At 54.7% G+C, this 24,940-nt stretch carries 20 protein-coding genes; all 20 read right to left on the bottom strand.

Annotation, left to right across the window (positions count from 1 at the left end; genetic code table 11):
• Positions 1 to 53 precede the first annotated feature (53 nt).
• The gene (gene ftsA, locus FRY98_RS09950; protein WP_148451603.1) at positions 54 to 1,307 is read right to left on the bottom strand and encodes a cell division protein FtsA; all 1,254 of its coding nucleotides are present in this window, start codon (positions 1,305 to 1,307) and stop codon (positions 54 to 56) included.
• A 224-nt stretch (positions 1,308 to 1,531) separates the two neighbouring features.
• Positions 1,532 to 2,299, bottom strand: coding sequence for a cell division protein FtsQ/DivIB (locus FRY98_RS09945; RefSeq protein ID WP_148451602.1), 768 nt, complete (start codon positions 2,297 to 2,299; stop codon positions 1,532 to 1,534).
• Between the two features lie 70 nt (positions 2,300 to 2,369).
• Positions 2,370 to 3,650, bottom strand: a complete 1,281-nt coding sequence (gene murA, locus FRY98_RS09940) for a UDP-N-acetylglucosamine 1-carboxyvinyltransferase (RefSeq protein ID WP_148451601.1) — start codon at positions 3,648 to 3,650, stop codon at positions 2,370 to 2,372.
• A 16-nt stretch (positions 3,651 to 3,666) separates the two neighbouring features.
• Positions 3,667 to 4,572 (bottom strand): UDP-N-acetylmuramate dehydrogenase, encoded by a 906-nt coding sequence (gene murB / locus FRY98_RS09935; protein ID WP_148451600.1) that lies wholly within the window; start codon positions 4,570 to 4,572, stop codon positions 3,667 to 3,669.
• A gap of 230 nt (positions 4,573 to 4,802) precedes the next feature.
• Positions 4,803 to 5,918 (bottom strand): undecaprenyldiphospho-muramoylpentapeptide beta-N-acetylglucosaminyltransferase, encoded by a 1,116-nt coding sequence (murG, locus tag FRY98_RS09930; protein WP_148451599.1) that lies wholly within the window; start codon positions 5,916 to 5,918, stop codon positions 4,803 to 4,805.
• A 4-nt stretch (positions 5,919 to 5,922) separates the two neighbouring features.
• On the bottom strand, positions 5,923 to 7,020 hold the full coding sequence (spoVE, locus tag FRY98_RS09925) for a stage V sporulation protein E (protein WP_148451598.1): 1,098 nt from the start codon (positions 7,018 to 7,020) through the stop codon (positions 5,923 to 5,925).
• Between the two features lie 49 nt (positions 7,021 to 7,069).
• A complete protein-coding gene (murD, locus tag FRY98_RS09920) occupies positions 7,070 to 8,494 on the bottom strand; it encodes a UDP-N-acetylmuramoyl-L-alanine--D-glutamate ligase (RefSeq protein WP_148451597.1) in 1,425 nt (474 codons plus the stop codon).
• Positions 8,495 to 8,496: 2 nt separating this feature from the next.
• Entirely contained in the window at positions 8,497 to 9,462 is a 966-nt protein-coding gene (gene mraY, locus FRY98_RS09915) for a phospho-N-acetylmuramoyl-pentapeptide-transferase (protein ID WP_148451596.1), read from the bottom strand.
• 25 nt (positions 9,463 to 9,487) lie between these two features.
• Complete coding sequence (locus tag FRY98_RS09910) at positions 9,488 to 10,885, bottom strand: UDP-N-acetylmuramoyl-tripeptide--D-alanyl-D-alanine ligase (protein ID WP_148452646.1); 1,398 nt, start codon at positions 10,883 to 10,885, stop codon at positions 9,488 to 9,490.
• Positions 10,885 to 12,375 carry a UDP-N-acetylmuramoyl-L-alanyl-D-glutamate--2,6-diaminopimelate ligase gene (locus tag FRY98_RS09905; RefSeq protein WP_148451595.1) on the bottom strand — a complete coding sequence of 497 codons (1,491 nt, stop codon included), beginning with the start codon at positions 12,373 to 12,375 and terminating at the stop codon, positions 10,885 to 10,887. The genes FRY98_RS09910 and FRY98_RS09905 overlap by 1 nt, the downstream gene beginning before the upstream one ends.
• Before the next feature lie 65 nt (positions 12,376 to 12,440).
• A complete protein-coding gene (locus FRY98_RS09900; RefSeq protein ID WP_148451594.1) occupies positions 12,441 to 14,408 on the bottom strand; it encodes a stage V sporulation protein D in 1,968 nt (655 codons plus the stop codon).
• A gap of 81 nt (positions 14,409 to 14,489) precedes the next feature.
• Positions 14,490 to 16,784 carry a penicillin-binding transpeptidase domain-containing protein gene (locus tag FRY98_RS09895; protein WP_148451593.1) on the bottom strand — a complete coding sequence of 765 codons (2,295 nt, stop codon included), beginning with the start codon at positions 16,782 to 16,784 and terminating at the stop codon, positions 14,490 to 14,492.
• Positions 16,785 to 16,824: 40 nt separating this feature from the next.
• Entirely contained in the window at positions 16,825 to 17,226 is a 402-nt protein-coding gene (locus tag FRY98_RS09890; protein WP_148451592.1) for a hypothetical protein, read from the bottom strand.
• Positions 17,227 to 18,201: a 16S rRNA (cytosine(1402)-N(4))-methyltransferase RsmH gene (rsmH, locus tag FRY98_RS09885; protein WP_148451591.1), complete on the bottom strand. Its 975-nt coding sequence runs from the start codon at positions 18,199 to 18,201 to the stop codon at positions 17,227 to 17,229. It lies immediately after the preceding gene.
• A gap of 90 nt (positions 18,202 to 18,291) precedes the next feature.
• Complete coding sequence (gene mraZ / locus FRY98_RS09880; protein ID WP_148452644.1) at positions 18,292 to 18,723, bottom strand: division/cell wall cluster transcriptional repressor MraZ; 432 nt, start codon at positions 18,721 to 18,723, stop codon at positions 18,292 to 18,294.
• Positions 18,724 to 18,970: 247 nt separating this feature from the next.
• Entirely contained in the window at positions 18,971 to 20,236 is a 1,266-nt protein-coding gene (locus FRY98_RS09875; protein WP_148451590.1) for an adenosylhomocysteinase, read from the bottom strand.
• Between the two features lie 12 nt (positions 20,237 to 20,248).
• Positions 20,249 to 21,886: a bacillithiol biosynthesis cysteine-adding enzyme BshC gene (bshC, locus tag FRY98_RS09870; RefSeq protein WP_148451589.1), complete on the bottom strand. Its 1,638-nt coding sequence runs from the start codon at positions 21,884 to 21,886 to the stop codon at positions 20,249 to 20,251.
• A gap of 144 nt (positions 21,887 to 22,030) precedes the next feature.
• Entirely contained in the window at positions 22,031 to 22,972 is a 942-nt protein-coding gene (locus FRY98_RS09865; RefSeq protein WP_148451588.1) for an ABC transporter ATP-binding protein, read from the bottom strand.
• Positions 22,969 to 23,964, bottom strand: coding sequence for an ABC transporter ATP-binding protein (locus tag FRY98_RS09860; RefSeq protein WP_148451587.1), 996 nt, complete (start codon positions 23,962 to 23,964; stop codon positions 22,969 to 22,971). Before FRY98_RS09860 ends, FRY98_RS09865 begins: the two co-directional genes overlap by 4 nt.
• Positions 23,965 to 23,975: 11 nt before the next feature.
• Entirely contained in the window at positions 23,976 to 24,938 is a 963-nt protein-coding gene (locus FRY98_RS09855) for an ABC transporter permease (RefSeq protein WP_148451586.1), read from the bottom strand.
• Positions 24,939 to 24,940 lie beyond the last annotated feature (2 nt).

Below are 24,940 nucleotides of genomic sequence, written 5' to 3'. Positions count from 1 at the left end.
TTCCATCTCCCCCTCATTGTGCATGGATGGCCCGTCCATCGCGGTTTTCCAAATTATATAAATTCGCTGAATAGTTTCTTGAGGCGTTCCATGACGCCGCCCGTTTTCCGGGTAGTCTCCTGCGGCCCCGGCGTTTTCGGACGATTCGCCGATTTCTTCGGTCCCGACGCATTGCGGACCCGAATGTTCTTGATCACCTTGTACAATATCCCGACGCCGCCCGTATACCCGGGGTCACGCACACCGATATAATCAGGCACGGCAACACGAACGCTGGCGGCCAGTTCCTGCTGGGCGATCTTGAGCAAACCGGGCATGGAGACCGTACCTCCCGTAAGTATATAACCGCCTGGTTGTTCATTGTAACCAAGCCGCTTGACTTCCTGCCCGATTAACTGGAAAATCTCCTGAACCCGCGGCTCCGCAATCGCAGCCAGATCTTCCTGGGTGAATTCCTTGTCCACATTGCTGCCGATACGGGTCACCTTAAACGTAACGTCCGGCGCGGCGTCCTCCATGGAGGCGCAGCCGTACTTCAGCTTCACCTTCTCGGCTTGATCCGTCAGCGTACGCAATCCGTACGCGATATCGTTCGTTATGAACTCTCCCCCGATCGGCAACGTGGATGTCGCCACGATGGTTCCGCCTTCAAAGACGGCAATCGTCGTCGATCCGGCTCCGATGTCCACCAGGACAGAGCCCATAACTTTCTCGTCCTTCGAGAGCGCCAATTGGCCCGCGCCCAGCGACAACAACACAAGATCACGAATCTTGAGCCCGGATTTCTCCACACAGCGAAGCAAATTATGGATCGCTGTTTTGGCCCCGGTCACGATCGTCGCTTCCACTTCAAGACGTACACCGATCATTCCCCGCGGATCACTAATTCCCTCCAGTCCGTCCACCACATACTGTTTGGCGACAACGTCGATGATTTCACGCTCCGGAGGAAGTGCGATCACTTCAGCTGCCTTCAAGACACGATCAATATCGTCTTCGCCGATTTCCCGGTCTTCGTTTTGAACCGCTACTACCCCATGGCTCGTTTGGAGTCCGATATGATTTCCCGAAATGCCGACATACACTTCCGATATTTGAATACCCACCATCCGTTCGGCATGGTCCACAGCACTGCGGATCGACTGAACCGTCTGGTCAATATCTACAATCGCGCCTTTGCGAATTCCTTCCGAGTCGGCAGATCCAACCCCAATAATATTAAAGGTTCCATTACTAATTTCCCCAATAATAGCACGAACTTTGGATGTACCGATGTCCAAACTAACAATGATGTCATTGTTGCTCAAGCCCCTGGCACCTCCTGTTTTCCAAATAAAAATATAATGTCACTGTAAAAATGCACTCTCTACATATTCAACGCCGTTTAATCTTTCCCTCTTTTTTCTACAATATTTTTGGTTTCCAAGTTTTACATATCAGCGTTGCAAACCCCAGACTCTCCGTGGGTAAAAAAAAGAAAAAAAGAGGGGACAAGGAAACTAGCCCATAAAACGTATTTTATCATTGATTGTTACTTATGAGTAGTATCATTTTCACCGTCCGGTTCATCTTCAGATGTCTCGTACGGCACGTAAGTGTCGGCATCCAGCAGGGTCAAAATCCCCGGGTCCTGGGAATCCATAATCATGTTCATATACTCCGCTTTTTCCGCCAATACGGAGACCGCCGATATCACTTCGAATTTGGATCTGGTATACATCTTGATCCGGTCGGGGTAGGAGACGGTCGGCGAAGGCGTAATCTCCGAAATTTCCGTGGTTAAGGCATCCGGAATGTTAGCCAAGGTGCCGCAAAGTTTGGGCAAATTAGGATCATCCGGCGACCAGCCCGTCAATATCGGTTTCTCGATCGGCATGGTGCCGTTATCGAGATTCACCCTCGTTCCATTGGCCAAAAGTCCGTTCAATTGACCGTCCGCGGTCAGCTCGTAAGCGACGACGGGGTACTCTTGAATCTCAACCCGGACTTTCCCCGGAAAAGACTTGTCCACGCGGACTTCCTGTATAGACTTTATCCCGGACAATTTGGACTCGATCTTAGAACCGCTTGTCCCAAAAAACGGCGCGCCGACCTTCAAACCGGAAATGTCCAGCAGCTCCTGATCGGAAAGATAGGTATTCCCCTCGAAAGAGATTTCCGAAATTTTGCTGATAGAGGAACGGAAGAATAATACACAAAGCAAGATGAGAACGAGCAGAAAAAGAATGCCGGCAAGCTTCCGGCTGCTTTTCTTTTTCTGCTGGGGTTCTTTAAGTAAAGGCACTGTCGTTTTTGGCATATCATTTCTCCGATATCATCTAAAATAAAGCCTGTATCCCCTCCGGCGGAGGGGACCATCCCGATCAGGATCAGGCCAAATCCAATTGCTTCAATGCCGGCGTCTCCCGGTGCATGACACCGCCCAGCCGTTTGAACATCACTTCAATTCGGTCGTAGCCGCGGTCGATGTGATGCACCTGCTCGACAACGGTTTTCCCTTGAGCCGCCAATCCGGCGATGACGAGAGCCGCCCCCGCCCTTAAGTCCGTGGCTTCCACGGTGGCTCCGTATAATCGGGGCACCCCGCGGATAAAAGCGGTGTTGAGGTCCACCGAAATGTCCGCTCCCATGCGCACCAATTCATCCACATGTTTGAATCGCCCTTCGAATACCGTCTCCTTCATCAGGCTGAGTCCGTCGGCCAGCGACAGCAGCACCATAACCTGGGATTGCAAATCGGTAGGAAAAGAAGGGTAGGGCGAAGTTATGATTCGCTCTACGGACTTCGGACGGCCGCTGCTGCTTACGGTTATTATATCATCGCAGGTCCCGATTTGAACACCGGCGCGCCGCAGCACATGGAACAGCGCGGTCAAGTGGGAAGGGTTGCAATGGGTTAACGTCACTGTACCGCGCGTGGCTGCCGCCGCAATCAGTGCGGTTCCCGCCACGATCCGGTCGGGGATAATCTCGTAATCGCAAGGTTCAAGCGCCCGTACTCCGCGTATGGTGATGACATCCGTACCCGCCCCGATCACGTTCGCGCCCATGGCGTTCAGAAAGTTTTGCAGATCCTGAATTTCCGGCTCCCTGGCGGCGTTTGAAATCGTGGTCGTGCCTTCCGCCAGCGTGGCGGCCATCATGATGTTTTCCGTCGCTCCGACGCTGGGAAAGTCCAAATGGATATCGTTCCCTCTCAACCTGGAGGCCCTGCACCAGATTTGGTTGTGACTCTCTTCAATCTCGGCTCCCAGCGCCTGCAGCCCCCGCAAATGCAGGTCGATTTTCCGTTCGCCGATGGCGCAGCCTCCGGGCTGGTAAATGCAAACCTCGCCGAATCTCGCCAAAAGAGGACCCATCAGGAATATCGAAGACCGCATCTGCTTCATTAAGTCTTCAGGTACATGGCTGGAGTCGACCCCGACCGTATCCACGAAAACCGTATCCTCTTTCTGGATTACCGTGCATCCCAAACGGTCCAGGATTCCGAGCATGACGTCAATATCGAGCAGCCGGGGGACATTTCGAAGTTTCACCTTGCCTTCCGTCAGCAAGCAGGCCGCCATAATCGGCAAAGCGGCATTTTTAGCTCCATGGATGCGAATGGATCCTGATAGGGGTCTCCCGCCTTCGATCACCAATTTGTCCAATGTATCACCTCCGAGTTTACCGTTCACCCACGAAGTAGACCTCCGGCACCAGTGCGATCTCATATTTGGAATAAATGGTGTCCTTGATTTGCTCCATGAGCGTAAGAACGTCCTCTGCTGTCGCTTGCCCGGTATTGACGATGAAATTGGCATGCAGTTCGGATATTTCGGCTCCGCCCACCCTTCGGCCCTTCAGGCCGGCTGCTTCGATCAGCCGGGCGGCGTGATCTCCGGACGGATTGCGGAACACGCTACCTGCACAGGGTTGCTGCAGCGGTTGTGTTTTGCGGCGCCTGTCCTTGTAAGCCGCCATGGCGGCGGCAATTTCCAGACGGTCGCCCGTTTCCAGCGAGAAATGGGCTCGGGCCACAATGCCCGGACGTTCGTGCAGAACGGAATGCCGGTAAGCGAATTCCATTTCCTCAGCTCCGTAAGTTACCAATTCACCTGTCTCCAGAACAATTTCAGCGGATTTAAATATGCGTGACACATCGGACCCGTGCGCGCCGGCGTTCATATAAACGGCTCCCCCCACCGTTCCGGGTATACCGCCGGCAAATTCCAGGCCGGTCAAACCGTTCTTCCCGGCCATGATGCTTAATCTGACGAAGGACGCGCCGCCTCCGGCCGTAACGTCCGTTCCTCGGAACTCGATGTCCTCCAGATCCTTGCCCAGCTTGATAACGGCACCGCGGATGCCTTTATCCGAAACGAGCATGTTGGAGCCCTTGCCGATCGTCATCCATGGAATCTGCTCTGCGTGCAGCAGGCGAATGAGACTCGCAAGTTGTTCCGTATTCTCGGGAACGATCAAAGCGTCAGCGGGACCGCCGATTTTCCATGTAGTGTATTTCGACATCGGTTCGTTAAGCAGTACCGTTCCGACTTCAAGTTGCGATAATTTCGATAGCCACTGCTGCATCGCAAAATCCCTCCTCTTAAACATGCCGGACCCTCTTTTTTTGTTTCTCTAGCGCAAGAATGATCCGGTATTGCCCCGGAGAAACCCGGCGCCTTAGGTCGCAATGGAACGGGGAAAAAGCGCCCTTCTTCCCGATCCCTTACTAAAGTAAGAATGTCACGATTTATAGGGTATCTTATGCCCTCTTAATGAAGAGTGTGACACTCGCCCAAAGCTGCCGGATTTCCCCGTTACTTGCGTGAACCTGCGGAAAGCCGCCGCATTTCTTCCACGATCAGGCCGGCCGATTCCGGCTTTCCAAGCTTGCGCGACGATTCGGACATGGAGGCGTGAAGGCTCGGGTCCAACATGATATCCTTGATGGCCGAGAAAAGCCGCTGTCCGTTCAGGTCCGGTTCCAAAATCACGCGGGCCGCGCCCGCTTTTTCCATAGTCCTTGCATTTTTTTCCTGATGGTTGTTCGTTACGTTCGGCGACGGAATGAGAATGGACGGAATGCCCAGCGAAGTCATTTCCGCAAGAAAAGAGGCGCCGGCGCGATTCACGATCAACGATGTCGCCGCGAGCACTACGGGCATATCGTGGACGTAAGGCTTAACCATCAGATTTTTCGGGACTCCGCCCGTTTGAGTTTGAATTTCCCGGAGGGTAGCCTCGTAGTAGGTATCCCCGGTAACATAAACAAACGATAAATGTCCCAAATTCCGCACGAATGGAGCCATTTCGACCATCGCGCGGTTAATCGCTTTTGCCCCGCGGCTTCCGCCGACAACGAGCACAATGGAACTGCCCTGCGGCAGTCCCAAGGAAGCGAAGCCTTTGTTTTTGTCCGCTTCAAAAACGGTAGTCGCCCGCGGATTTCCGGTGTATATTACATGTTTCGCCCCCGGAAAAGCCTGCTCCGAGCCTTCAAAGCTTACGGCGACCGTAGAGACATACTTGCTAAGAAAGCGGTTGGTCAGCCCGGGCACCGCATTCTGCTCATGAATCACGCTCGGAATGCCCAGCTTCGCTGCCGCGTAAACAACCGGCCCGCAAACATAGCCGCCCGTACCGATCACGACATCCGGCTTGAACTCCCGCAGCAGTTGCTTCGAACGGCTGACGCCTTTCAGGAAACGAATGACCGTTTTCATATTTTCAAAAGAAAGCTTCCGCCGGAAGCCCGTAATATCGATCGCCTCAAAAGGAATACCCGCTTTCGGAACCAGGGTGCTCTCCAAGCCCCGCTGTCCGCCGATATATAAAAATTCGGATTCCGGAAATTCCGCAGCGCACCTGCTTGCCACGGCCAGCGCGGGGTAAATGTGTCCCCCCGTACCGCCGCCGCTCAGAACGACGCGCATATCCTCACCTCGCATAACGTGATAAATTCAATAAAATTCCGAGTGCCGTCAGCATCAATGTCAAGGAAGAGCCCCCATAGCTGATGAGCGGCAGCGTAATCCCCGTGACGGGCATGAGGCCAATGACAACCCCGATATTGATAACGACCTGTACGCCCACCATGCCGACGATCCCGACCGCCAGCAGGCTGCCGAACATATCGTCAACCGTCATCGCTACCCTCATGCCGCGCCAAACCAAAATCATAAACAGCAGGAGCACCAGCATGCCCCCGATAAAGCCCAATTCCTCGGTTAAAATCGAAAAGATAAAGTCCGTTTGCGGCTCGGGCACATAGCTGTACTTTTGCCGGCTCATCCCGAGTCCCAGCCCGGCGAGCCCCCCGGGGCCGATCGCATACAGCGATTGAATGATCTGATACCCGGCTCCCAGCGGATCGGACCAAGGATCCAGAAAAGCGGTGATCCGCTGCAGCCGATAAGGGGCCGCCAGAATGAGCCCGACGAAGCCGATCACACCGATGGAAGCCAAACCGGCCAGATGCTTGATGCGCGCCCCCGCCGTGAACACGATGAGCATCGAGGCGCCCATCATCACTGTGCCCGTCCCCAAATCCGGCTGAAGCATGATCAGTCCGAATGCGAGGCCGATCAACCCGAGCGGCGGCAAAAGGCCCCGCGTAAAGTGGGTGATCCGGTAATCTTCTTTGCTCAGCCAGACCGATAGAAACAGGATCATGCCGAGCTTCATAAACTCGGAAGGCTGAATGCCGAACGAACTGATGCCGAGCCAACTCCGCGCCCCGCCGCGCACAACCCCGATGCCGGGGATCAGCACGGCGACGAGCAGCACGAAACAGGCGAGCAAAGCGACTTTGGCATACTTTTTCAAGATCCGGTAGTCCAGGTTCATAGTGAAGAACATGGCCACCAAACCGAGGACGGCAAAGAACAACTGCCGTTTCACAAAATAAAACGGATCGCCGTAATCGTGAAAACCGAGTACGGAGCCCGCGCTGTAAACCATCACAATCCCGATCACCAGCAGGCCGATAATGCTGGCCATTAACCAAAAATCCGGTGCCGTACGGTTTTTGACCATCGTGGAAGCCACCTCTTGACAGAAAGTAGGGGCTTTTCCACCCCCCTACTTAAAGGGTATGCACCGCCTCTTTAAAAATGCGTCCACGCTCTTCATAGGACGAGAACATGTCCCAGCTGGCGCAAGCCGGGGACAGCAGCACGACGTCCCCATCGGCGGCCAGACCCGCGGCCGCTTTGATCGCTTCCCGCAGGGTATCGGCGGCGCTGGTTCCAGTATCGACCAGCACGATATCGCTTAGACCCGCGAGTTCGGCGACCCGGCCGATTTTCTCCTTCGTCTGGCCGATGGCCACCACCGCCTTGACTTTCTCCTTAAAGGCGGGCAGCAGCTCCATGTAATCGGAGCCGCGGTCCAGGCCGCCGGCGATCAGCACGATCGGCCGATCCAGAGCGCCTAACGCCGTAACCGTCGCTTTCGAATTGGTCGCCTTGGAATTGTTGTAATACGCAACCCCGGACTTGACCTCCACGAACTCAAGCCGGTGCTCGACGCCCCGGAAGGATCGAAGCGGTTCTACAAGCGCTTCGGGAGCGGCGCCGGCCGTCAGCGAGGCCGCCACGGCCGCCAGCGCGTTCCCAATATTGAAGCGGCCGGCCAAGCCGATTTCCGCAATGTCGAGAATGCGGTGTTCCGCACCCGCTTCATCCCGGTAAACGATATGCCGGGTCAAGTTATCTTGAACGCCGGGAATAAAGGACGGCTGGACATAAACGCCCGCCGTCCGCAGCTCCTCCGCCATGGAAAAGGGGAGCAGCTTCGCCTTGATATAAGGGACCAGCTCGCGGCAGACAGGGTCGTCCCAGTTTAATACCGCGGTATCTGAGTCCGTCTGATTCGCGAACAATTTGGCTTTGGAGGCAACATAATCCTCCATCGTGCCGTGATAATCCAGATGAGTTTTGGCGACATTCAGCAGCACCGCCACCGCCGGGCGGAACTCCCGGGTTCCTTTGAGCTGAAAGCTGCTGAGTTCGACCACCAGCCGGTTTTCCGGACGGGCCTCTTCCGCCGCCGCGCACAGCGGTGTTCCGATATTCCCGGCGATGATCGGATGCAGTCCGGCGGATTCCAGCATTTTACCGATCCAAGTCGTCGTTGTCGTTTTTCCGTTGGATCCGGTAATGCCGATAATCGGAACTTCGGTCAGATGATAAGCCACCTCCACCTCGGTCACGACCTCGATGCCCAATTTCTCCGCTTTGGCCACGGGCGGCGCGCTGTACGGGATTCCCGGATTTTTGACGACCAGGTCGACCCCCGCGTGAATCAATCCTTCCGGATGACCCCCGCATACAACAGAAATTCCCAAAGCTTCCAGTTCGGATGCTTCGGGACATTCCTCTCTCGTCTTCTTATCGTTGACGGTAACGACCGCACCGCTTCGGTGAAGGGTTTTGGCAACCTGCACTCCGCTCTTCGCTAGTCCGAGAACAACCACTTGGCGGCCCCGGTATTCATCTGGATGTTTCATCTCTACAGCCCCTTGTTCAAATAAAGTCCGATGCCCGCCAGCAGCAGGCCGACAGCCCAAAAGGTGACGACGACGCGCCACTCCGACCATCCCGAAAGTTCGAAATGATGATGGATCGGGCTCATTTTAAAAATTCGTTTGCCGCGCGTTTTGAAAGAAACGATCTGCAGAACGACGGATAACATTTCAATGACGAAGACCCCGCCGATAACGAGGAACAACAGCTCGCTCTTCGTAATAATCGCGATGGCTCCGATCGCACCCCCGATGCCGAGGGAACCCGTATCGCCCATAAATACCTTGGCCGGGTGCGCGTTAAAGACCAGAAACCCGAGAACGGCACCGATCATGGCCGCCGCGCAAACCGCCGCCGGAAGAGAAGTCGCCTGCATCGCAACGACCGCGTAAGCCCCCAGGGCGATCGCGCTTATCCCCGACAGCAAGCCGTCCAGGCCATCGGTAAAATTGACGGCATTGGTGATGGCGATCAGCATAAAAATGATAAACGGATAATAAAACCACGGGCCCCAGTCGAACGATAGGCCGGTCCCTGGAATGCCGATGGCCGTGCTGTGCCCTTCGGAAATCAAGAGCGCGCAAATAATGCCGGAAAACAGCAGCTGCCCGAACATTTTTTGGTTCGGCGTCAGTCCCAGCGATCGTTTAAACACGATTTTAATGTAATCGTCCAGAAACCCGACGAGCCCGAAGCCGAGCGTCGAGATCAACAAGACGTAGAAGTCGGTATTCACGACCGAAAACTTAAGAAAAGCGAGCGTGAACGCCAAAATGATGATAATGCCGCCCATGGTCGGCGTGCCGGCCTTTTTCTGGTGGCTTTGAGGCCCTTCGCCGCGGATCTGCTGCCCGAATTTCAAACGCCGCAGCAGTGGAATCAGCAAAGGGGCCGAGATCACCGCTAATATAAAAGATACGCCAATCGTTAATAGTATGAGTCCAAAGTCCAATGGGATCACCCCCCTTTCGCCGGTTTTATCGATGAAGGCTGCTGGATTTGACCGCGTCGACGACTTCCTCCAGCTTCATGCCCCGGGACGCCTTGACCAGGAGGACATCCTGCGGATGCAGCCGGGAGATCAGCGCATCGATCAGCTCGTTTTTATCCTGATAGGAGAATATGCGTTCGTTATCCAAACGTTCCGCCGCTCCTTCGGCAATGGCCGCTCCGAGTTTGCCGTAGGTAAACAGCAAATCCGTTTTCCCGGGATCCAGAAACCTGCCGACTTCCCGGTGATACTCGACCTCATCCTCGCCAAGTTCAAGCATATCGCCGAGGACGGCGACTTTTTGCCGGTAGCCGCGCTTCTTCTCCAATACCCCGATCGCCGCTTTCACCGAAGCCGGACTGGCATTGTAAGCGTCGTTCAGGATGGTGATCCCGCTGACGCCGCGAACGGTCTCGATGCGCATCCCCGTCAGTTCCACCCGCTTCAGCCCTTCGGCCAGCGCAGGTGCGGCCACGCCAAAGTATCTGGCTACAGTCAGCGCAGCCAACGCGTTCACGACGTTGTGTTCGCCGGGAAGCGGCAGTTCAAGAGGCGTGTCGCCGAGTGCGTGCGAGGTAAACACCGTCTTGTCCTCCAGGTGCATAATCCCGACCGGATAATCCGCGTTGTCGGGGGCGATTCCGAACGTCGAGAGCTTCAAATTGGCCGGTTTTGCCGTGGCCGGTTCCTCCAGAACCTGGGTAATCAAGGGTTCGTCCCCATTATAGACAAAAAGCCCTCCCTCTCTGAGCCCGGACAAAATCTCCAGCTTGGCACGGGCGATTTCCAGCCGGGAACCGAGCTGCAGCAGATGCGCCTCCCCGATGTTCGTGACGATGGCCGCTTCGGGTTCCGCGAGCTTGGACAGAAGCTCGATTTCATGCCGCCCGCTCATCCCCATTTCAAGCACGGCGATTTCCGTATCTTCCGGCATGGACAAGACCGTCAGCGGAAGCCCGATATGGTTATTGTAGTTGCCCTGCGTTTTATGAACCTTAAATGTCGTGGCCAGCAGCGAAAAAAGCAGATCCTTGGTCGTCGTCTTTCCGTTGCTCCCCGTAATCCCCACCACGCGGGCATGGCTGGCCGCCAAATAATGCTTGGCGAGGCGCTGAAGGGCTTCGAGCGTATCGTCAACGAGTACGCAAGGCCCCGGAGCTTCTCCGCGGGATTTCGACCAAAGCACCGCGCCGGCCCCTGCCTGAAGGCAGTCCTTGGCAAAATCATGTCCGTCAAACCGCTCGCCCGCTAACGGGATAAAGAGACAGCCCGGCGAGATGCGGCGGGAATCGGTGGTAACCCCTTCAATAAGTACATCGGCATCGCCGGGATTTCCTAATTGTCCGCCGGCCATCGCGGCGATGTCCGCTAATTTACGTTTAATCACTTGTTCAAACCCCTTATCGCTTCTTTGGCGACGATCCGGTCATCGAAATCGTGCACCTCTTTGCCGATCAATTGATAGGTCTCATGGCCCTTCCCCGCAATCAATACTACATCTTCGGGGCTTGCCATTTCAATAGCCTTTTGAATCGCTTCGCGGCGGTCCACAATAAGCTCGTAGCGCTCACGCGGCACCCCGTCCTCTTCCAGCCCCGCCTCGATATCCTTCAGAATGAGTTCGGGATCCTCCGTCCGGGGATTATCGGAAGTCACGATGACATAGCCGGACAGACGAGCCGCGATTTTACCCATGATCGGCCGCTTGGTCCGGTCCCGGTCGCCTCCGCAGCCGAACACGCAGATGACCCGTCCCTTGGCAAACTCGTTGACGGCGTTCAACACATTTTCAAGACCGTCCGGCGTATGCGCGTAGTCCACGATCACCGCAAAGGACTGCCCTTCGTCCACCGCTTCGACCCGTCCGTCCACACCCGGAATAGCTTCCAGGCTCGATTTGATGTCCTGCAGGGAAACCCCTTCGAGCAGGGCGGCCGTCATCGCCGCCAATGCGTTATACACATTGAACTTTCCTACCATCTTCAACGTGATATCGATATTTCCCAGGAAAGTATCCGCGTGAAAAGTTGTGCCTTTTGCGGTAATCCTGATATTTGAAGCCCTCACGTCCGCCTCTTGATCCACGCCGTAGGTCACAATTTCCACCGCCGTCTGCTTGGCGAAATAGGCGGAAGCCGGATCGTCCGCATTAAGAACGGCGTAGCTGCGCTCCTCGGGAGAAGAAGCATAAGTATTGCCGAGGCGCGAGAAAAACAACCCTTTCGCCGCGCGGTATTCTTCCATGGATTTGTGATAGTCCAAATGATCCTGCGTCAAGTTGGTGAATACCGCCGTGCGGAATTTCGTTCCTTTGACCCGGCCTTGATCCAGCGCGTGCGAGGAAACCTCCATGACGCAGTAATCCGTATCGGCTTCGATCATCTCATGTAAATAACGCTGCAAATCCAGCGACTCCGGCGTCGTTCCGGACATCGGGAAGGTCTGCCCGGCATACCGGCGCTGGATGGTCCCGATCAAACCGGCTGATTTCCCTTGATCCTGCAAGATCCGTTCGATCAAATACGTCGTCGTCGTTTTTCCGTTCGTGCCGGTGACTCCGATCACTTTCATACGGGAGCTGGGGAAATCGAAGAACACATTACCCAGCACCGCCATTGCCACCCGGCTATCCTTGACCTTAAGCTGCGGCAGCGTGACATCGTCCAGCCAGCGCTGCACGACGAGCGCCGCAGCTCCCGCTTCCGCCGCCTTCTTCGCATAGTCATGACCGTCGACCGTATGGCCCGGCAGACAAACAAACAAATCTCCGGGCGATATTTTTCGCGAATCGATCGAGATTCCCCGGCATTCCGTTCCGGCATCGCCCCGGATTTCGCTTCCGATGATATAAGTCGCTAAATCTTTAAGCAGCATAAGTTACCCCTCCGTCAATTTCTGAACAACAACCCTATCCTTATTATTACCAAAACAGGCATTGTTCAGGATGATTCATCCTGATGGTCATGAAGACCGCCTTGCTCGGCGTCCTCCTCCGTACCCATATAAATTCGGATGGTCGATCCTTTGTCGACCCGCGTACCCGGCTTGGGCGCCTGGTTGATCACCACATTGCCCGCGCCCGATTTGGCCAGATTAAAATTCATATTGAGATCTTCATAAATTTCCTGAACCGTCCGCCCCATCAAATCGGGAACCGTGACAACCGGAGTTTCGCCGTATTTGTATTTCTTGGCGATCTGTTGCTGCCGGGGCGGAATCTGCATGTATTCGAGCGCATCCTTTAGAATATTCCTGACGATCGGAGCCGCCACAACGCCGCCGAACTGAATCCCCTGCGGATTGTCTACCGCGGTATAAACGACGATCTGCGGATCGTCCGCCGGCGCGAAGCCGATGAACGAGACGATATGCTCGTTTTGCGAATAGCGGCCGTTAATTACTTTCTGTGCGGTCCCCGTCTTTCCGCCGACCCGATACCCGTCGATAAAGGCGTTGCCGCCGGTTCCGTTCGCCACCACGCTCTCAAGCGCCTCGCGGACCTGCTTGGATGTTTGTTCGGAAATCACCTGTCGAACGAGCTGAGGTTCATTGGTGGACACCACTTCCCCCGTATCCGGGTTCGTCCAGGATTTCGCTACGAACGGCTTAAACAGCTTACCGCCGTTGATCGCCGCCGAGACCGCCGTAATCTGCTGGATCGGCGTGACCGATACCCCTTGGCCGAAAGAGGTCGTCGCGAGTTCGACCGGACCTACCCGGGACAGTTTGAACAAGATCCCGTTTTCTTCCCCCGCCAGGTCGATTCCCGTTTTTGAGCCAAATCCGAAATCCTTGATGTACTTAAACAAAGTTTCCTTCCCTAACCGTTGCCCGAGCGCGACGAATCCGGGATTACAGGAATTTTCCACGACCTGCAGAAAGGTTTGGCTGCCGTGGCCGCCTCTTTTCCAGCAGCGAAGCGAAGCACCGCCTACCTTGACATAGCCCGGATCGAAGAACTGCTCATTGCGCAAGTCCACCCTCTTTTCTTCCAAAGCGGCCGATAAGGTAATGATTTTAAAAGTGGAACCGGGCTCATAGGTCATCCAGATCGGCAGATTACGGTTGTACACCGCCGAATCCGCCTCTTGATATTTCGCGGGTTCGTATCCCGGTCTCGCCGCCATCGCCAGAATCTCTCCGGTCTTCGGGTTCATCGCGATCGACAGGGCCGAGTTGGCCTGATGCCGGGCCATCGCCTGGTCCAGTTCGCGCTCCATGATGCTTTGAATCGATTTGTCGATCGTCAGCGTCAGGCTCAGCCCATCCTTCGGCTCGACGTACTTCTCCGATGAGCCGGGCATCAGCCTGCCCCCCGCGTCCGACAAATACGAGACGCTGCCGTTCATCCCGTTCAGCTTGCTGTCATACATGCTTTCCACCCCGGTCAAGCCTTGATTGTAGCCGCCGGTGAACCCGAGAATATGGGCGGCAAGGCCCCCATAGGGATAGTACCTTTTATTGTCCTCGGCAACGACAATACCCGGAAGAGCCAAATCACGAATTTGCTGCGCTTTTTCCATCGTAATTTTGCGTCCGCCGGGCTGCAGCCTGACTATGGATTGTCTCTTGGTAATCGCCTTGAACACGGCTTCCTCGCTCATTCCGAGCAAAGGGGCCAGGCTTTTCGCCGTCGTTTCGGGCGATTTCACCTGCACCGGAATGGCCATCACGGTCGGCGTCGTAATATTATAAGCAAGCACCGTACCGTTCCGGTCGGTGATCTCCCCCCGCTTCGCGGAATAAGGGATATTGCGGCGCCAGGAATCCTCCGCTTTGGCCGATAGCTCTTCCCCCTGGCCGAGCTGCACATATGCCAGCCGGATTACAAGAGCGGCGAACAGCAGACATAACAGCACAAGCAATATGAATAATCTTCGTCTGACCGTTACTTTGGATACTCTCATCACGATAGCCCCCTGTCCATCCCAAAACATGTGGTCGATCTCTTCACATGCATATTCAGGACAAACAGGGGTTAGAACAAGCTATGGGGTAGAATCCCCGTTCTGACCGGCGTTTTCTCCGCCTTCGCCGCCGTCCGCGGAAGAAGCATCCTTCCCGGAGTCGGAGTCCGAGTTCGAATTCGAGTCGGAGTCCGCCTCCGTATCCGTCTCCGATTCCGTCAGCGCCGGATCTTTCACCGGCGGCTCAAGGACGAGATGCACCTTTCGCCGGCCGTCTTCCTCGGAGGCCGTCTGGGACACCACGTACCCCTGCCCTTCGGCCGTCACGGCGACCTGAAGCGCCGAAAGCAGCTCCATCGCCTCCCTTAACGATTTTCCGCTAAGATTCGGAATCGCCATTTTCCGGCCTTCCTCGGTCAGCAGGTACATATACTGGCCCGCCTTCAGCGTGTTCCCCGCTTTCGGAAACTGGGACACAAGTTCCTTGCCTCCGCCCAGGGTGGCGTAGGAGATCCCTTTCTCCCCGAGTTTATTTTTCGCTTCCTGTAAGGAAAGCCCGGATAAATCCGGCGTCACCACCCCGCTGCTGACTTCCGTATCCGCCGGTTTTTTGGCCTTATCGTCCAGCTTCTTCGGCACGCCGAGATATTGCAGGGTTTTCGTCATGATCTTTTGGAATACCGGGGCCGCCGCGGCGCCGCCGCCGAGCTCCGAGTCTCTCGGCTCGTCGATGAGCACGAGCATGACGACTTTGGGGTCTTCCACCGGTGCGTAACCGATGAAGGAGACGACTTGCTTTGTATAATCGTATTTCCCGTTAACCGGCTTGACCGCGGTCCCCGTTTTACCGGCAACCCGGTAGCCTTCGATATAGGCATGGCGGCCGGTCCCGATTTTCCGGTCGGATACGACCTGCTCCAGAATTTCGCTGACTTCCTTCGCTTTTTCCGGGGTAAGAATTTGCCGCACAACCTTCGGGTCTGTCTTCACCGTTTCCCCCGTCTGCGGGTCCGTCTTCGCCTTGACGATATGCGGCTCCATCAGCTTCCCGCCGTTCGCCACCGCCGCCACCGCAGCGACCTGCTGCAACGGGGTGACGAGCAATTTGCCGTGGCCGTAAGCCATCGCCGCAAAATCCGCTTGCTGTTCCGGCGTTACAACCCCGGCCGCTTCACCGGGCAACTCGATCCCCGTCTTTTGGCCGAACCCGAAACTGTCTACGTATTGTTTCAGCCGCTCCGGACCGAGCATCTCATAACCCAGCTTAACGAACGCAACGTTACTGGACCGTTTAACCCCTTCCAAATAGCTGATAGGCCCCCATCCGGAACGTCTCAAGTCGTGGATGGTTTGCCCCGGAACGCGAATGCTTCCGGACATATATTTCGCCCCGGGATTAAACAGCCCTTCCTGAACGGCGCCCGCCAACGTCACGATTTTAAACGTGGAGCCCGGCTCGTACACCGACTTGATTGCATGGTTATAAAAGTTCTTTTGATCCACATCAGCCCAGTATTGATTCGGATCGTAAGTCGGCAAATTGGCCATGCCGAGAATATCCATCGTCTTCGGATCCGCGGCTATGACCGTCATACTGATCGGATTCAGTTGATTGAAAGCTTCCTTCATCGCTTCTTCGATATAATACTGTATTGTCCCGTCAATCGTCAGCTGGATGTTTTCTCCATTTTTAACGGGTTGGTAGATTTCGTTCGCTTTTGGAATCTCGATCCCTCGGCCATCGCTCTTGTATTGGAGCTTTCCGTCGACACCCCTCAGTTCCTCGTCATAAGCCGCTTCCAGGCCCGAAACCGCGTTTCCGTCCCGGTCCAGATATCCCAGCACATGTGCCGCCCGCTCTTTCTCAGGATAATACCGTTTTTGTTGCTTGATAAAATAAATGCCGGCATCTTCAATCTTGTGCTTTTCTTCCAGTTCTTTCGCAAAACCTTCGACTTTATCTTTGAGTTCCTGATCGATTTTCCAGCCTTCGTAGCGAATTTCCCGCTGCGAATAAAATGTCCCGTCCCCTTTCTTGGCGTTGACGATTTCCTCCAACTGGAGTTTGTCTTTGCCAAGCAGGTTGTGAAGCCCTTCCACCACTTCATTTTGCAAATTCAGCTTGTTGATCAGCCTGGGATTGATGGCCACGGTATAGGCGGGGGCATCGATAGCCAATACGTCCCCTTTCCGATCGGTGATGGTGCCGCGCGTGGCCGGAAGTATTTTCTCCTTTGACCAAAGTTCTTCGGCATGACTCTGCCAAAAACCGGCCTCCACGACCTGAATCCAGAACACTCTACCTATTAGAACAGTAAAAAAGAGGGTAATGCATCCCCCTATCAGCAGTGTCCGAAGTTTTATTCTCTTGATCATGGCAAAACCTCTTTGATTCTAAAATTTTTGTCCGGATCCGCTACTCCGCGGATCCGGATGCCTTCAAACCGAAAGGAACCTGAATATGGAATTCATTTTCCGCAGGCAAAACGTAACCGAGTTTAGCGGCTTCCTCCGGGATTTTCTCCTCCAGTTTTTCCTTCTGAACGGACATTTCCTTGACCTCTACCTGCATCGTCTGAATTTCCGCATTCAGATTGAAAATCTGCCGTTTGATATTATAGAGATTCGCGTTTTGCAGCAGCAGAGCGCCCATCACCGTGACGCAAAACATAATCGTCGCCAAATAAAGCAGCTTCTCTTTGACGGGAAGCGGCGCCCGCTTGGTAACGACCTTTGTGGTCTCACGGTAACGCTGGGACTGATGCCCGCGTTCCGCCGTTTTTTCTTTGACTGCCAAATTCCCCCGAGTATACGCCATTTACATGTCCTCCGCATTTGATTGCAATTTCTCCGCTACGCGCAATTTCGCCGAACGCGCCCGCGGGTTTTGTTCCAGTTCCTCCGCCGAAGGAACGAGCGGCTTTCGATTGACCAGTTTGAGCTGTCCCTTGCCACCGCATACACACATGGGGAAATCAGGCGGACAGGTACATTTTTCTACGTAACTGGCAAAAATTTGCTTGCAGATCCGATCCTCCAACGAGTGAAATGTAATAACCGAAGCTCTCCCCTCGGGAGCGAGACAGCGGACCGCGGCGTGCAGCCCTTCCTCCAAAGCGCCCAATTCATCGTTCACCGCAATCCGCAGCGCCTGAAAACTGCGCTTCGCCGGATGGCCGCCGGTTCGGCGCGCCGCCGCGGGAATTCCTTCCTTGATTAACTCGACCAGCTCTCCGGTCGTTTCAATCGGCGCCTCCAGCCTTCGCTGCACTATGACCGAAGCGATTCGTCTGGAAAACTTCTCTTCGCCGTATTGGAACAAAATTTTTGCAATTTCGCGTTCCGGCCACTCATTGACAATCTCCCTGGCCGTAAGCGAGGCGGATTGATCCATGCGCATATCCAGCGGAGCGTCGGCATTATAGCTGAACCCCCGCTCTCCTTCGTCAAATTGGGGAGAGGATACGCCGAGGTCAAACAAAATACCGTCCACTTGAGGAATGCCGTCCTTCGTCGGAACGCCCCCCACCTCAAGCAGCTTCCGCTGCAAATGGCGGAAGTTGCCTTTGACCAAGGTCAGGCGTTCTCCGTAGGAGGCCAGGTGCTCCCTGGCGTTGTCCAGAGCCCAATCATCCTGATCGAACGCGATCAATCTGCCGCGTTCCCCAAGCTGGGACAGGATAACGGAGCTATGCCCGCCTCCGCCTAAAGTGCAATCCACATAAATGCCGTCCGGCTTGACGCGCAGCCCTTCTGTCGCTTCTTTTTTAAGCACCGTGATGTGATGAAACAAGACTTACGCCTCCAGACTCTATCTTTCTTGGCAAATCAAAATCAAAATCAAAATCAAAATCAAAATCAAAATCAAAATCAAAAATCAAAATCAAAAATCAAAATCAACCAGCTTCTCGGCAATTTCGTTAAAGGTGTCTTCGGATTGTTGGAAATACTGCTCCCAAGTATCCTTGCTCCAAATTTCTACCCGGTTCGACACGCCCAATACGACGCAGTCCTTCTCCAGTTTGGCGTACTGCCGCAAATTGGCGGGCAAATTTACCCTTCCCTGTTTATCCCATTCGCATTCCGTCGCACCGGAGAAAAAAAACCGCGTAAACGCACGCGCATCCGATTTCATTAGCGGCAAGGCTTTAAGCTTTTGTTCCAGGACTTCCCATTCCTGCAGCGGATATACGAAAAGACACTGGTCCAGCCCGCGGGTGACGACGAAAGAAGTCCCAAGGAGGTCGCGAAACTTGGCCGGAATGATCATTCGGCCCTTCTCGTCAATGCTATGTTGGAATTCCCCCATAAACATTGGTTCACTCACTCCTTACCTCTTTCCCCCACTTTGCACCACTTTCCACCACTATGAATAGTACTTATTCTCCACCACGCCCAAAAATCCTTCTTCTTTGGAAACTTTTTTTGTTGGAAATTTAATCCGGCCAACGGTTGAAATACGCCTTAATGAACTAAAAAAGCGTGAGCTTAGAGGATCGATGGATCCACTCGCTCACGCTTCGATAAGCTGTTTCATTGTCTTGTTTTCGTACCGCGTTCTTTTAGTGCTCCTGCCAGCTGTCCAGATACGCCCGCTGTTCTTCGGACAGCGTGTCGATGCCGAGCCCCAGGCTTTCCAGCTTGAAGCGGGCCACTTGCTCATCCAGCTCATAAGGAACATTGATGACGGTTTTGCCGATTTGCTCGTACTGTTCGTTCACGTACTTGAGCGACAACGCCTGTAAGGCGAACGTCATATCCATGATTTCCGCGGGATGGCCGTCTCCGGCCGCCAAGTTGACCAATCGTCCTTCGGCAAGCACGTACACTTTGCGCCCGTCCTTCAATTGATACTCCTCAATATTCCGGCGCACGGTACGGATCGAGCTGGAGCGTTCCGCCAGCTCCGGTTTGTTCACTTCCACATCGAAATGGCCGGCGTTGGACAGGATCGCGCCGTCCTTCATCACGTCGTAATGTTCTCCGCGAATGACATCGCGATTTCCGGTCACGGTGACGAAGAAATCGCCGACTTTGGCCGCTTCCAGCATCGGCATGACATGGAAGCCGTCCATGTAAGCTTCCACCGCCTTGATCGCGTCCACTTCCGTGACAACGACGTTCGCGCCAAGCCCTTTGGCCCGCATCGCCACGCCTTTACCGCACCAACCGTAACCTACGACCACGACGGTTTTTCCCGCCACGACCAGGTTCGTCGTCCGGTTGATCCCGTCCCATACGGATTGCCCCGTCCCGTAACGGTTATCGAACAAGTATTTGCAGTACGCGTCGTTGACGGCCACCATCGGGAACTGCAGTTTTCCTTCCTTATCCATCGCTTTGAGCCGCAAAATCCCCGTCGTGGTTTCCTCCGCGCCACCGCGAATATTCTCAAGGAGGTCCGGGCGCTCCGAATGAAGAATCGTCACAAGGTCCCCGCCGTCGTCGATGATCAGATCCGGTTTCGTTTCGAGAGCCCGGACGAGCAGCGCTTTGTATTCCTCCGGCTCCGGATTGTACTTGGCAAACACCGTAACTCCGTCTTCCACCAATGCCGCACACACATCGTCCTGAGTGGAAAGCGGGTTGCTTCCGGTAATCGTCACCTCGGCACCGCCGGCTTTAACGACTTTGGCCAGGTAAGCCGTTTTGGCTTCCAGGTGAAGCGAGATCGTCACTTTCAATCCTTTAAAGGGCTGCTCCTTCTCAAATTGCTTGCGAATCCGTCCCAGTACAGGCATATGGGCCTCGACCCAGTCGATCTTCAAATGCCCTTCGGGGGCCAATTTCATATCGGCCACCACGCTGTTTTGAATAGCTGAACTCATCGATTTTCCCTCCTACAAGTATATGATCCGGTGACTTCCCGTTACATCATAAGGAATTCCCGTCAAACCGTCAATCCAGTCGGCCCCATAGCGGTTCAGATAATAAAATATGTTATAAACCCGTTCTTGCGGTTTTCCCAGAGGGAACAGGGACAGCTCGATACGATCGAAATGGCGAAGTCCCGCTTCATTGGATTTCTCCAGAGCATCTTTCGCTTTACCGCGTAAATATTCGATCTGGTCGACGATTTTATCGCGGTTGGCGCCTCCCAGCTTGACCAGTCCTGCCTGAATCGTGCCCAGCTGTTCAATCAGGGGATCATACATCGCCGTAAAGGCGGCTTTGATCTCTTCAAACCGGTCTCCGACGTTTAGCGAATCTTGCCCGGCGAGCCAAGCTTCCCGCTTGTGTCGCAGCGCGTCCCGGTCCGCCACGTCCTTCCACTGCAGCCCGTACTTCTCCATATGCTTTTGCAGGGTCCCTTCCATCACGGTAAAAGATTCCCGCGGCAGCAAGATCGGCATCTGCAGATCAAATTTCCGGAATGCCAGCCGCGTCAAGGCCCAATAGGCGATTTCCCCCGGACCAAGGACCGCGCCTAATACGGGCAAAAGCGAATCCTGCATCAGCGGACGGGTCAGCACATTGTTGCTGAAGCGTTCCGGGTGGGCGCGAAGCTCCCCGATCAGTTCTTCCTGCGAGAAGGCCACTTTCCCCTTGCGATCGCCGAACTTGCCTTCCAGCTTATACAAAAGCAATCTTTCTCCTTCGTGTATGTAGAAAAGATTTGCTCCGCCTTCCCGGACGTCCGCCTGAAGTGTGTACCCAATCTCCTTGATCATCCTTGAATTCTCCAAGTACGCTACTTCAAGCTCATCATTTCGGGCGATCATCGCTTCAAACACGGGGGCTTCCAATCGCCGCAAGGCGGGATCCGCGGAATCGAGCAGGACCAATCCGTGCTTGCCGAACCAATGCCCCATCAACTTCGCGAAACATTCGGACAAAGTGGCTGATGAAGCGGCGCACGTCCGGAACAACTCCATTAAACCGGGGCGAAATTCGGTCTCCGGCAGGAGCCGCTCCAGTTCGCCCGCCGCTTGTTCCCATACTTCCGGCGACAATTCCGTCCAGCTCACCGGTTTGCCTTGCTCATGGCCGTCGGCGATGCGCACCCGGCTGACCTCCAGGCTGGCCGACAAGACGTACGTATGATTGACTTCGTCCCAATCATGATCCTCGCCGGCAATCCAGAACACCGGCACGACGGGCCGCCCCAGCTTCCGCGAAGCTTCCCGGGCCGCCTTGATAATCGTTACGGCTTTATAAATAACCAGCAACGGGCCGGTGAACAGACCGCTTTGCTGTCCGCCGACGATCACCGCCGTTCCGGGCTGAGCCAAAAGCTCAAGGTTTGCCGCAACCGCGTCCTCCGGATTGTGAAGGCGATTGTATTCCCGAAGCCGGGATACCAACGCCTCCCGTCCGACACGCGCTCCTTCGTTTTGATCCAGCCAATCGAGCCGTTCCTTCCAGCTCCGTTCCTCCTTGGGATCATACTCATAAAACGAGCTGACCCGGGTATAATCCTGAATGAGCGCATCCGCAAGCGGTTGTCCCGCCGGCAGCGGCTCTTGCACAATATTCATCAGGGATCGATCCTCCTGTTCTTTTCTCACGAGCTTTAAACTTCTTAGCTTCTTATAAAATATAGCATAACCCCAAGACATTCGCTAAGCCAAAAAAAGCCCCACACCGGCATACGGTGCAGGGCAAGGGAGCAGAGGCTCCGATTATCCTTTTTTCGGCATGGATACCCAATGGCCTTTGGAAACTTCGACCAACTCCGAGTTTTCCAGGTCAAAAGCGCCGCCGGCGGCGGAGTCGTCCTTCGCCGATGTAATCGGTCCGTTGCCGTTGTCCTCCAGCAAAATCCGTTTCTTGTTGGCCTCCACTTCCGGATCCGGAATCGGGATGGCCGACAGCAACGTTTTGGTGTAAGGATGAAGCGGGTTGGCGTACAATTCTTCACTTTCCGCCAATTCCACGATCCGACCCAGGTACATAACCGCAACGCGGTCGCTGATATGTTTGACCATCGACAGGTCATGCGCGATAAAGAGGTAAGTCAAGCCAAGGCGATCTTGCAGCTCTTTCAGCAGGTTGACCACCTGCGCTTGAATCGAAACGTCAAGTGCCGAAATCGGCTCGTCGCAAATAATAAATTTCGGATTTACCGCTAGTGCGCGGGCGATCCCGATCCGTTGGCGTTGACCGCCGGAGAACTCATGCGGGTAACGTGTGGCGTGGTCCGGGTTCAAGCCTACCATATCCAGCAGCTCTTCCACCCGTTTCTTCCGCTCGGCCCGGGAGCCCGCCATGCCGTGAATGTCCAGCGCTTCACCGATAATATCGGTAACCGTGAAGCGTGGATTCAGCGAGGCGTACGGATCCTGGAAAATCATCTGCATGTCGCGCCGCATCGCTTTCATTTTACGAGGGGACAACTGGTTAATATCCACCCCGTTGAAGCGAACGCTGCCGGCGGTCGGCTCGTACAGACGGAGGATCGTCCGTCCGGCGGTAGACTTCCCGCAGCCCGATTCGCCGACGAGACCCAAGGTCTCGCCTTCCGCGATCGAGAAACTGATATCGTTGACGGCTTTAAGAACATTGCCGCCGCCAACGTTGAAATATTTCTTGAGGCCCTCGACCTCGATCAGGTTCTTACTCATGACGACTGTCCCTCCTTGGCCATCGGGTGAAGATCCCAGCAACGCGCCATGTGCGTGTCGCTGAACACCGTTGCGCCCGGATCGATGCGTTCGCAGATCTTCATGGCATGCTCGCACCGTGCGGCGAACGGACAGCCGATCGGCGGCTTGATCAAGTCCGGCGGCGTCCCGATGATCGGGATCAGAGGCTCGCCCTTCTTCTGGTCAAGGCGTGGCATCGATCTAAGCAACCCTTTGGTGTAAGGGTGCTGAGGGTTTTTGAAAATTTCCCACTTTGTTCCGGTTTCGACGACTTCCCCGGCGTACATGACGATGACCCGGTCACACATCCCCGCAACCACACCAAGGTCATGCGTGATCAAGATGATCGACGTACCCAGACGTTCTTGCATTTCTTTCATGACGTCCATAATTTGCGCCTGAATCGTTACGTCAAGCGCCGTTGTCGGTTCGTCGGCAATGAGCAGGGAAGGCCGGCAAGCCAAAGCGATGGCGATCATCGCGCGCTGACGCATCCCTCCGGAAAATTCGTGCGGATATTGATTAAAGCGGGCTTCCGCATTTTTGATGCCTACGAGCTTCAGCATCTCAATGGCTTCTTTCTTCGCTTCCGCCGCTGACATTTTCTGATGTTTGATAAGCACTTCGGTAATTTGTTTGCCTACCTTAATCGTAGGGTTCAAAGAAGTCATCGGATCCTGGAAAATCATACCGATATCTTTACCGCGAATGGCTTCCATTTGTTTGTCGCTTTTTTGCAAAAGGTTCTGTCCCTGGAACAGAATTTCACCTTGCTTGATAATGGACGGAGGGGACGGGATCAGACGCATGATCGTTTGGGCGGTGACGCTTTTGCCGCTGCCCGATTCACCGACGATCGCAACCGTTTCCCCCTTGCCTACTTCGAAGTTCATGCCGCGTACGGCTTTCACTTCTCCGCCTTTTACTTGGAAGGAGACATGCAAATCTTTGATTTGTAAAATCGGCTCCATCACTCCACCTCCTATTTCTTCAGTTTTGGATCCAGCGCGTCGCGAAGGCCGTCGCCGAAAATGTTAAACGCCAGCATCGTCAAGCTGATGACAGCCGCCGGGAACAGCATGCGCCAAGGATAATACAGCCAACCGGTCAAGGCATCGTTGATCATCGAACCGAGCGAAGCGATCGGAGCCTGTACACCGAGGCCGAGGAAGCTCAGAAATGCCTCCGCAAAAATCGCGTTCGGTACGGACAAGGTCACGGTAACGATGATCGGACCAACCGCATTCGGCAGCAGGTGACGGAACAGCAGGCGTCCGGAACCGGCGCCCATCGAGCGGGATGCCAGTACGAACTCCCGGCTTTTGAGCTGCATGATTTCACCGCGGACAATCCATGACATATTGATCCAGCCCGTAATGGTCAGGGCCAATATAATCGTTCCCAAACTTGGTTCCATAACGACCAGCAACAAGATCGTTACCAGCAGATAAGGAATGGAATAGATAATCTCGGAAAATTTATTCATAATTTCATCGACACGGCCGCCAAAATAACCCATGATCCCGCCGTAGATTACGCCGATCAACAAGTCGATACAAGCGGCAGCCAAACCTACGATCAGGGAGATCCGCGCCCCCATCCAGGTGCGCACCCACACATCGCGACCGAGGTCGTCGGTTCCGAACCAATGCAGGGCGGATGGTTTCTGGTTTGTATTCATCAAATCATTGGAATAATAGTTATATCCGTGCACCCATTGGGAAATCAACGGACCGACAAGGGAGGCAATGACAATCAGCAGCAGCACGCCGAGCGCGGTCATCGCCAGCTTATTGGAACGCAGACGATACCAGGCGTCCCGCCATGCGGAAATACTTTCACGCTGGATAACTTCCGCCTGCTTCTCATCCGTTCCGATTTTACGGAAATCTTCCGGCTTCAAGTCCACCGGCGTTTGCATTACTTGAATTGGATTATTATCCATCC

The sequence above is a fragment of the Paenibacillus faecis genome (assembly GCF_008084145.1).
Classification (GTDB): domain Bacteria; phylum Bacillota; class Bacilli; order Paenibacillales; family Paenibacillaceae; genus Fontibacillus; species Fontibacillus faecis.
The sequence above is the reverse complement of the archived record's forward strand: the minus strand, read 5'-3'. Positions and strand labels throughout refer to the sequence as shown.

What these genes read in the sequence shown, in the direction of transcription:
- murD (WP_148451597.1), bottom strand. Translation starts at nt 8,494, where the DNA reads ATGAAACATCCAGATGAATACCGGGGCCGCCAAGTGGTTGTTCTCGGA.
- murB (WP_148451600.1), bottom strand. Translation starts at nt 4,572, where the DNA reads ATGCAGCAGTGGCTATCGAAATTATCGCAACTTGAAGTCGGAACGGTA.
- spoVE (WP_148451598.1), bottom strand. Translation starts at nt 7,020, where the DNA reads ATGGTCAAAAACCGTACGGCACCGGATTTTTGGTTAATGGCCAGCATT.
- FRY98_RS09875 (WP_148451590.1), bottom strand. Translation starts at nt 20,236, where the DNA reads ATGAGTTCAGCTATTCAAAACAGCGTGGTGGCCGATATGAAATTGGCC.
- murG (WP_148451599.1), bottom strand. Translation starts at nt 5,918, where the DNA reads ATGCGCGTCGTTCTGAGCGGCGGCGGTACGGGGGGACACATTTACCCC.
- FRY98_RS09900 (WP_148451594.1), bottom strand. Translation starts at nt 14,408, where the DNA reads ATGAGAGTATCCAAAGTAACGGTCAGACGAAGATTATTCATATTGCTT.
- FRY98_RS09860 (WP_148451587.1), bottom strand. Translation starts at nt 23,964, where the DNA reads ATGGAGCCGATTTTACAAATCAAAGATTTGCATGTCTCCTTCCAAGTA.
- FRY98_RS09890 (WP_148451592.1), bottom strand. Translation starts at nt 17,226, where the DNA reads ATGGCGTATACTCGGGGGAATTTGGCAGTCAAAGAAAAAACGGCGGAA.
- bshC (WP_148451589.1), bottom strand. Translation starts at nt 21,886, where the DNA reads ATGAATATTGTGCAAGAGCCGCTGCCGGCGGGACAACCGCTTGCGGAT.
- mraZ (WP_148452644.1), bottom strand. Translation starts at nt 18,723, where the DNA reads ATGTTTATGGGGGAATTCCAACATAGCATTGACGAGAAGGGCCGAATG.
- FRY98_RS09945 (WP_148451602.1), bottom strand. Translation starts at nt 2,299, where the DNA reads ATGCCAAAAACGACAGTGCCTTTACTTAAAGAACCCCAGCAGAAAAAG.
- FRY98_RS09855 (WP_148451586.1), bottom strand. Translation starts at nt 24,938, where the DNA reads ATGGATAATAATCCAATTCAAGTAATGCAAACGCCGGTGGACTTGAAG.
- FRY98_RS09865 (WP_148451588.1), bottom strand. Translation starts at nt 22,972, where the DNA reads ATGAGTAAGAACCTGATCGAGGTCGAGGGCCTCAAGAAATATTTCAAC.
- FRY98_RS09895 (WP_148451593.1), bottom strand. Translation starts at nt 16,784, where the DNA reads ATGATCAAGAGAATAAAACTTCGGACACTGCTGATAGGGGGATGCATT.
- FRY98_RS09905 (WP_148451595.1), bottom strand. Translation starts at nt 12,375, where the DNA reads ATGCTGCTTAAAGATTTAGCGACTTATATCATCGGAAGCGAAATCCGG.